Origin of the sequence: Pedobacter alpinus (assembly GCF_042684645.1) — a bacterium.
Lineage (GTDB): Bacteria > Bacteroidota > Bacteroidia > Sphingobacteriales > Sphingobacteriaceae > Pseudopedobacter > Pseudopedobacter alpinus.
In genome coordinates, this window is record NZ_JBHULV010000008.1 from 23,671 (window position 1) to 32,203 (window position 8,533).

Consider the following 8,533-nt stretch of genomic DNA (forward strand, 5'->3'; position numbering starts at 1 on the left):
CAAGACAATGGCAAGAACAACTTATCAGGACTTATTGGATGCAGGTGTACATTTTGGTCACCTTACCCGCAAATGGAATCCGAAAATGGCGCAATATATCTTTATGGAGCGTAACGGAATTCACATTATCGACTTAAATAAAACTTTAACAAGAGTTGAAGAAGCAGCTTCTGCTATCAAACAAATTGTTAAATCTGGTCGTAAAATTTTATTTGTTTCTACTAAGAAACAAGCTAAAGACATCGTTGCAGAATATGCAAAATCTGTAAATATGCCCTTCGTAACCGAAAGATGGTTAGGTGGTATGTTAACTAACTTTGCTACTGTTAGAAAATCTATCAAAAAGATGACTAACATTGACAAGATGACTAAAGATGGTACTTATGATGTATTATCTAAAAAAGAGAAATTAATGATACAGCGTGAGCGTATTAAATTAGAAACCCTTTTAGGAGGTATTGCTGATTTAAACCGTTTACCAGCTGCTTTATTTTTAGTTGATGTTAAAAAAGAGCACATTGCTGTAACAGAAGCTTTAAAGTTAAATATCCCAACTTTTGCAATGGTGGATACTAACTCTGATCCTTCAAATATCGATTTCCCTATCCCAGCGAATGATGATGCTACTAAATCTATCTCTTTAATTACTGGTATCATAATAGATGCTATTAACGAAGGTTTAGAAGAACGTAAGCAAGAGAAAGATGCTGAAAGTGATAAAGAAGCTGCTGCTGAAAAAGCAAAAGCTGACGCTCCAGCTGCTGCTCCGGTTGAAGGAAAAAGAACAAGAAAAGTTGCAGACGCAGGTACACCAGTAGCTGAAGAAGCAAAAGGAGAATAGCCCCTCGTTCCCCTAAAGGGGATGGCGAAATGGCTTAACATTCTTAAATAAAACTAATACACAAAATATTCACACCCTGCTCATCCCCCTTTAGGGGGAACGAGGGGGAAAATTTAATAAAATGTCTACAGTACAAATTTCTGCAGCAGATGTAAACAAACTTCGTCAGCAAACTGGCGCAGGTATGATGGATTGCAAAAAAGCTTTAACTGAAGCTAACGGCGATTTTGAAGCTGCAATTGATTATTTACGTAAAAAAGGTGCTAAAGTAGCTGCTTCTCGTTCAGACAGAGATTCTAACGAAGGTGTTGTTATTGCTAAAACAACTGCTGATGGTAAAAAAGGAATCGTAGTTGAAGTAAATTGCGAAACTGATTTTGTTGCTAAAAATGCTGATTTTGTTGCTTTTGCGCAAGCTATTGCTGATAAAGCAGTTGAAGCTGGTGTTTCTTCTATCGAAGAATTAACTGCTTTAGAATTAGACGGTGCTAAAATTGCTGATTTAATTATCGATCAAACTGGTAAAATTGGAGAGAAAATAGGTGTTTCTAAATTTGAATCTATTTCTGCTGATAAAGTTGTTGCTTACATTCACGGTAACTACCGTTTAGCTGTTTTGGTTGGTTTTAACCAAGCTGTTGATGGTTTAGACGAAGCGGGAAAAGATGTTGCAATGCAAATTGCTGCAATGAGCCCAGTTGGTGTTGACAAAGCTGACGTTGATACTCGTATCATCGAAAGAGAAATGGAAATTGCTAAAGAACAAATTAGAGCAGAAGGAAAGCCAGAAGAAATGGTTGAGAAAATTGCTGCTGGTAAATTAAACAAGTTCTACAAAGAACAAACTTTATTAAACCAAGAATTTGTTAAAGATTCTTCTAAAGATATCCGTAAATTCTTAGATGAAACATCTAAAGGATTAACTGTTACAGCTTTTAAAAGAGTTGTTTTAGGAGCTTAATTAGATTTTAGTATAGAGATGTGAGTGTTGAGATTACTTGCATTTCTAAAAAATTTTGAAAATCCTCATCTTTAATTAGATGGGGATTTTCTTTGTTTAAGAAAATACTCAAGTCTTTTAAATAAAATATTTAACTACCTGTAACTAATTATTAGTTACTAGCGTCTATAGGATATATTAATTATTTAAAAACTATAAATCCTAAAATGATGAAAACTATTAACCTTAAAAAATCTTTTGTTGCTATAATGATGATGGTGGCAACTTTCAGTTTTACAAAAGCAGATGAACTTACAGAAGTAAGCAAAAGCATGACATTTAGCATCAACTCTTACATTAATTTAATTAAAGATGGTGAAACAAAGGGCATGGAAAAATTATTTGCTGATGATGTTAAATTTAACATTACCCGCGGTAATCAAATTTTAAGTCATGGTAAAAATGAAGAGTTGAATTTTCTTGCTAAGAATAAAAATTTAATTCAACAATGCTCAGTTGTTTCATCTGTAATGATGAATTCTAGCAATTACAGTTTAGTTAAAGTAAGCATGATTTACGATAATTTCACTCGTGAGAATTATGTAACCATGATAAAATCAGGTAAAGATTGGAAAATTACTGAAGTTTCTTCGGAATTTAAATAATACAACCTAAACATATATTAACCCTAAGCCAAAGGCTGTTTCAGAAATGAAGCAGCCTTTGGCTTTTTATAGCCTTTGCTTATTTGGTTAAATTATTGCTTGTTTAAATTAGATTTTACACAACGTTATTTTAAAACGTATTGTTAATTAAAATATTTATTATGAAAAAGTACGATGCAATAATTATTGGAGCCGGACAAGCGGGAATTCCTTTAGCCAAGAAATTAGCAAAAGCTGGTAAAAAAGTAGCTTTAATAGAAAAAAGAATGATTGGTGGAACCTGCATTAACGATGGTTGTTCGCCTACAAAAACAATGATAGCTTCTGCTCGTATTGCACATTTAGTGAAAAATTCTGCAAACTGGGGTGTAAAATCAAAAAATGTTGAGATTGATTATGCTACCGTATTAAAAAGGAAAAATGAGATAGTAACCTCTTTTAGAAACGGAGCCATAAAAGGCTTAAAAAAGACAAAAAATTTAGAGATTATAATGGGCGAGGCTTCTTTTGTTGATAAAGAAACCATCAGTATAAAAAGCAAGAAACAAGAAAGCCAAATAAAGGGCAGCCAAATATTTATAAATACAGGTTGCAGCCCGGTTATTCCTAAAATTAAAGGCAGTAATGATACAGATTATTTAACATCAACATCACTTTTAGAATTGCAAGAAATTCCCAAGCATCTAATAATTGTGGGTGGTGGTTACATAGCATTAGAATTTGGGCAAATGATGAAAAGGTTTGGCGCAAAAGTTACCATTTTAGAACGCTCAAAAACATTAATGCCAAAAGAAGATGTAGATGTTTGCGAGGCAATATCAGAGATATTTGAGAAAGAAAAGATAGAAATTCATACATCGGCAAATGTAACCGCTATTAGTGGCAAAAAGCAAAAAAAGGTAGTTGCTACTATAAACGGTAAAGAAAAAACTTTTAGCTGTAGCCATATTTTGATAGCTGTTGGGCGTAAACCACAAACACAAAGTTTAAACTTAAAAGCAGCAGGCATCAAAACAGATGATAAAGGTTACATTACATTAAACGATAAATTAAAAACAACTGCCAAAAATGTATATGCTTTGGGCGATGTTAAAGGGGGACCAGCTTTTACACAGATTGCCTATAATGATCATATTGTTATTTATGATAATTTAATTCAGAAAAAAAATAGCAGCATCACCAACAGAATTGTGCCTTATTGTATATTTACCGACCCACAAGTAGGTAGAATTGGAATAACAGAAGAGCAAGCAAAAGCGCAAAAACTCAATTATAAAGTAGCAAAACTACCAATGAAGTATGTTGCAAGAGCTTTAGAAACTGGCGAAACACTTGGCTTTATGAAAGCAATTGTAGATGCAAAAACGAAACAAATTTTAGGTGCCACCATTATAGGAACCCAAGGAGGCGAAATAATGTCGGTATTACAAATGGCAATGATGGGAAAAATAACCTACACCCAAGTACGAAGAAATATTTTCGCACATCCATTATTTTCAGAGTCGTTAAATAATTTATTTATGTCTTTGGATGAAAGCTAATTACCAGTTTCTATATTCTTAGCGAGTGTCCATTCATTACCATGGGAGGCTATTTCTTTTCAGATAAAAAGAAACAAAAATCTTTTTTTTTGCCAATGTGCTTTGGTCACAATTCAATCACATATCAGAAAATCGACATCGCTTATTTTTACTCGATTGTGCTAAACAATGGTATTGCAAACACAATCGTAAAACCGCTACGCTATAGGCTCGGGTCTGCTTTCATCAAGTTTGTGGTGCTACCAATTTTCTGATTTCCTAGCACTTCCAACGCTACTTTTAAAATGGAAATACTACTTGTAAACTTCAAATTAGATTATCAAATTTATAAAGCCTTTCAATAGGAATGGCATAAGAAGATTTGGAAGGGAAGCCCGATAAATCTTTTGCAGCAACTTGAGGAAACAGAAGAACCAAGCAATGTGTAGAAGTGAAAAAGCAGAAACTTTGTTTTAGCAAGAGTCAATTTAACGGCTCAGATTGCGCCATAAAAGATTTATTGGAGCTAACCGAAAAAATATTCGAAAGCTTTGAATTTCTTCGATAAATATTGTTTTTTGGCACTCAGGTGTTCGCTCTGCTCGGGTTTGGTTACTTTTTTTTCAAGAAAAAAGTGACAAAGCTCGTGTGGCTGAGATATTTTTAAGGGTTTTCAGCATTGCTTCTGCATTCCTTTAATTTTAGTATTTTTGCCAAGCATTATATTAAAATTCATGTCAGAAGAAAAATCATTAAATTTTATAGAAGAAATTGTAGAAACCGATTTAAAAGAAGGTAAATACGATAAAATTGTCACCCGTTTTCCGCCAGAACCTAATGGCTTTCTACACATTGGCCACGCCAGCAGTATATGCTTAAATTTTGGTTTAACACAAACATTTAACGGTTATACCAACTTAAGATTTGACGATACCAACCCAATTACAGAAGATACAGTTTATGTTGAAGCTATTAAAAAAGACATTAAATGGTTAGGGTTTAAATGGGAGAATGAATTTTACGCTTCCGATTACTTTGACATACTTTACGGTTTTGCGGTGAAGCTAATAGAAAATGGTTTGGCTTATGTAGATGAATTAAATTCTGAAGATATGGCAACCCTAAAAGGTACACCAACTGAAGCAGGTAAAAATAGCCCATTTAGAGACCGTAGCGTTGCCGAAAACTTAGACTTATTTACCCGTATGAAAAATGGTGAATTTGAAGATGGTAGCCGAACTTTAAGAGCAAAAATTGATATGGCGCATGTAAACATGATAATGCGTGATCCAATTATCTACCGTATAAAACATGCAAAACATCACCGTACCGGAGATAAATGGTGCATTTACCCAATGTATGATTTTGCTCACGGACAAAGCGATGCCATAGAACATGTAACACATTCTATTTGTACTTTGGAGTTTATCCCGCACCGCGATTTATATAATTTTTTAATTGCCCAATTAGAAATTTATCCGTCTAAACAATACGAGTTTGCCCGTAAAAACTTAAACTATACCGTTACCAGCAAAAGAAAATTATTGCAGTTGGTAAACGAAAAACATGTTACTGGTTGGGACGATCCCAGAATGCCTACAATTTCTGGTTTGCGCAGAAGAGGCTTTACTCCTTCCTCGATCCGTAACTTTTGCAACCGTACAGGCATTGCAAAACGCGAAAATTTAATAGAATTTAGCTTATTAGAGTTTTTTATTCGCGAAGATTTAAACAAAACCTCTTGGCGACGAATGGCCGTTTTAGATCCCATTAAAATGGTGATTACTAACTATCCAGAAGGGCAAGAGGAAATGCTACATGGCGAAAATAACCCCGAAGTGGAAGGGCATGATGGAGAACGCCAAATTCCGTTTAGTAGAGAACTTTGGATAGAGCGTGAAGATTTTATGGAAGAACCACCAAAAAAATTCTTCCGTTTAGGCCCAGGTTTAATGAGCCGTTTAAAAAACGCATATATTGTACGTTGCGATGATTTTGTAAAAGATGCCGAAGGAGACGTAACAGAAATTCATTGCACTTACTTCCCCGAATCAAAATCTGGCGAAGATACATCCGGGCTAAAAGTTAAAGGAACCATGCATTGGGTGAGTGTAAAACATGCTAAAACTGCCGAAGTAAGATTGTATGATCGGTTATTTACAGCAGAAGAGCCAGACCGCGAAGAAGGCGATTTTAAAGATTACCTAAACCCCGAAAGTTTAGTGGTTTTAAAAAATGCTTACATAGAACCAGATTTAGCAAACGCTCCGCAACAATTAGAAGAAAACCCAGATAGACGTTACCAGTTTATACGCAAAGGTTATTTTTGTGTAGATGCCGACTCGACCCCAGATAACTTGGTATTTAATAGAACAGTTACTTTAAAAGATACTTGGGCTAAGGAAGTTGCTAAGTAGGTTTTGGGAAATAGGGGAGTAGAGAATAGTAAATAGATAATACTGATTAATGGAAAGCCTGAGTTTTTTTAGAAAGAACTTAGGCTTTTTGCTTTTTTACAGCAGCCTGCCCCGGCTTTTCACTGCAAATCCTCGCTTCGTTTCACTCGCTGTGGGTTTTCCGTTACTATCCGGCTTAGGAAGTTAGGCTGTTGCAGGTCAGCTGGTTTCCATTTTTTAAATGATTGATTCATTTTTGTTTTTATTTATTGAATTGTAATATATTTAGAAAAAGTTTCTCCGATACGACCAAATTGGAGGATGTTGGAGATATAAAGCTTCTTATATAGAAGTTGGCTGAAACCTAAATCTTAATCAACATGATTTCTAAAGTTAAAAATTTCACCTATTTCTTTCTACTATTATTTCCTTTGAATACGTTTTGTCAAGAAAATAAGGAAAACTATGACACACCAGAAAAACAAATTTCTTTTGCAAGGGAAAAAAAACCTCACACATATTATGTAAAACAAGCAGAACTCTGGCTTAATGAATTAAAAAAAGACTTTACGTCTGAAAATAGTTGGTTTAATTATTACAGAGCTTGTAGAAATGCTCAAGGTTCTGCCGATTGGAAAAGTGACTTTATTAAAGAATCTCCCTCACTTAAGTTTGGAGAAGAGATTATAGATTCTATGAAGGTATACATCCCTAATACTTTTACATATTATTTTGTTGCAGGCTCAACTGGTGGCGTTACAAGTAATGGCGATTTTTTGATGAAAGCATACAAGTTAAACCCCGATTTTGAGGGAATTCACGCTACTGTCGTAACTCATGCCACATCAACTTTTGACACTGAGTTAAGAAAAGAAGTAAATAAAAGGTGGTTCAGACGAAATGAATTTTCTATTGGCTTGCTCAATTATGCGTATAATGTTTTGATGTCCTTAGCGCCAAATAGTATAATTTTAGTTGAAAATGACAATGATACCTACCCTCTTTGGATGTTACAAGATGCTAAAAATATTAGACCAGATGTCGAAATTATAAATATTGATTTTTTGTTATTTCAAGAATACCGAGAGAGGATATTTAAAGAATTAAATATCCAGCCTATAGAACTTGGTAAAATCGATTTAAATGAATATGCACAAAACTGGGCTAAAGTTGTAAATACGCTTGTTACCTCTCACAAAATATCTCGACCTCTTTACATTGGATTGTCAATGGCGCCCGAAAGGTACAAGGGACTTGAAGACAACTTGTATGTAGAAGGTTTAGCATATCGGTATTCAAAGTCAAAATTTAATAACGACTTAGCCAATAGGGAACTATTAGAGAATAGGTTTTCACTAGACTACTTAACTAATCATTTTTATTACGACACAAGTGAAGATTTTGTAAATAAATTTAATTTGAATTACCTAAAGCCATTCAAGATTTGTTATCAATATTATAAAAAGCACAACGAAACCAAGAAGTTAAATAAAATTAATGATTTGGTATCACGGCTACTTAGTAAAACCGAATCAGACGAAGATAGAATCAAATACAAGAATGACTTTTACAAAGAATAAAATAGGCATCCGCTAACCACAAATTTCACCTGTGGCCGGTGTTATCACCGCACCACATATATGTTTAATTTCGCCTGTGGTCGGTGTTATCACCGCACCATATATATGTTTCACAACAGAATATTGCTTGCCAATTGCTTTAAAAAAATAGTGGTTGGTGATAACACCAACCACAAGTTAAGTTAAACGAACTTTGCCGAAAAACTAAATATTCATGAGAAAAGTAATCCTTTATATCCCAATATGGTTTAAGTGTTCGCTATTGCAGCGGTCACTTAAATCTAAATAAGAAAACCGAGGACTATGTCCGGAAAATTCAAAGTAATATCCTAATTTGGTGTTAAAAATTTTCAAGACAAAGTAGGGTTTTAGAGATGTAAAGGATGTAGTTTGCAAAGATTCCGGACGGGAGTTCTAGCTTTCACAAAGCATTTCAGTGATCCTGAAAAAGGAACACTGAAACGAGTGGGGAGCTGATCAGATTTTCAGTAAATCAGAGTATGAGCAGAAAGGGGAATTGCTGGGATAATGCTGTGGCAGAGAGTTTCTTCAAAACTATGAAAACAGAAATGGTATACCATGAAAATTTCA

6 protein-coding genes and 1 pseudogene are annotated in these 8,533 nt (G+C 34.4%); all 7 read left to right on the plus strand.

The window, feature by feature from the left end:
- Nucleotides 1–7 precede the first annotated feature (7 nt).
- Nucleotides 8–841 (plus strand): 30S ribosomal protein S2, encoded by an 834-nt coding sequence (gene rpsB, locus ACFSSE_RS01230; RefSeq protein WP_379040966.1) that lies wholly within the window; start codon nt 8–10, stop codon nt 839–841.
- A gap of 121 nt (nt 842–962) precedes the next feature.
- Nucleotides 963–1,802, plus strand: coding sequence for a translation elongation factor Ts (gene tsf, locus ACFSSE_RS01235; RefSeq protein ID WP_379040965.1), 840 nt, complete (start codon nt 963–965; stop codon nt 1,800–1,802).
- Nucleotides 1,803–2,008: 206 nt separating this feature from the next.
- The gene (locus ACFSSE_RS01240; RefSeq protein ID WP_379040964.1) at nt 2,009–2,446 is read left to right on the plus strand and encodes a nuclear transport factor 2 family protein; all 438 of its coding nucleotides are present in this window, start codon (nt 2,009–2,011) and stop codon (nt 2,444–2,446) included.
- Nucleotides 2,447–2,607: 161 nt separating this feature from the next.
- Nucleotides 2,608–3,987 carry a dihydrolipoyl dehydrogenase gene (lpdA, locus tag ACFSSE_RS01245; RefSeq protein WP_379040963.1) on the plus strand — a complete coding sequence of 460 codons (1,380 nt, stop codon included), beginning with the start codon at nt 2,608–2,610 and terminating at the stop codon, nt 3,985–3,987.
- A 713-nt stretch (nt 3,988–4,700) separates the two neighbouring features.
- Nucleotides 4,701–6,383 carry a glutamine--tRNA ligase/YqeY domain fusion protein gene (locus ACFSSE_RS01250; RefSeq protein ID WP_379040962.1) on the plus strand — a complete coding sequence of 561 codons (1,683 nt, stop codon included), beginning with the start codon at nt 4,701–4,703 and terminating at the stop codon, nt 6,381–6,383.
- A gap of 359 nt (nt 6,384–6,742) precedes the next feature.
- Nucleotides 6,743–7,942: a hypothetical protein gene (locus tag ACFSSE_RS01255; protein ID WP_379040961.1), complete on the plus strand. Its 1,200-nt coding sequence runs from the start codon at nt 6,743–6,745 to the stop codon at nt 7,940–7,942.
- Nucleotides 7,943–8,430: 488 nt separating this feature from the next.
- A pseudogene (locus ACFSSE_RS01260) lies at nt 8,431–8,533 on the plus strand (integrase core domain-containing protein); the annotation flags it as partial.